The sequence below is a fragment of the Mycobacterium sp. P2_H7 genome (assembly GCF_056403275.1).
In genome coordinates this window covers 1-384 of sequence record NZ_JBFUFU010000074.1, presented here as the reverse complement: position 1 = coordinate 384, position 384 = coordinate 1, and the positions used below count along the sequence as shown (strand labels likewise).

The window sequence follows — 384 nt, the reverse complement described above, 5'->3', positions numbered from 1 at the left end:
TGCGGGCGCCGATCAGCGTGCGCCTTGCCTTGGGCTGCAGTCTGCCGAGGTCCTCGCCTTCGAGCTTCATAGTGCCTTCGACGATGCGCACGCTTGATGGCAGCACACCAAGCACCGCCTTGCCGATCATCGTCTTGCCGGCGCCGCTCTCGCCGACCAGTGCTCGCACCTCCCCCGGTTGAACGGAGAGCGACACCGAGCGCAGCACGCGCTGGCCGTTCGGCAGCACGGCGCTCAAATCGCGGATGTCGAGACATGCGCTCATCGCAGCACCGGATCGAAGCGCGTCTTCAGCGCCTCGCCGAACTGGCTAAACGACAGTACGGTGAGGATCAGCGTGATCAGCGGAAACACCAGCACCCACCAGGCTTGGTGGATCGACAG

1 protein-coding gene is annotated in these 384 nt (G+C 64.8%); it reads right to left on the bottom strand.

Annotation, left to right across the window (positions count from 1 at the left end):
- Positions 1–265, bottom strand: a 265-nt coding sequence (locus AC1DY7_RS31410; RefSeq protein WP_477497665.1) for an ATP-binding cassette domain-containing protein, incomplete at its 3' end; no start/stop codon positions are given.
- Between the last annotated feature and the right edge of the window lie 119 nt (positions 266–384).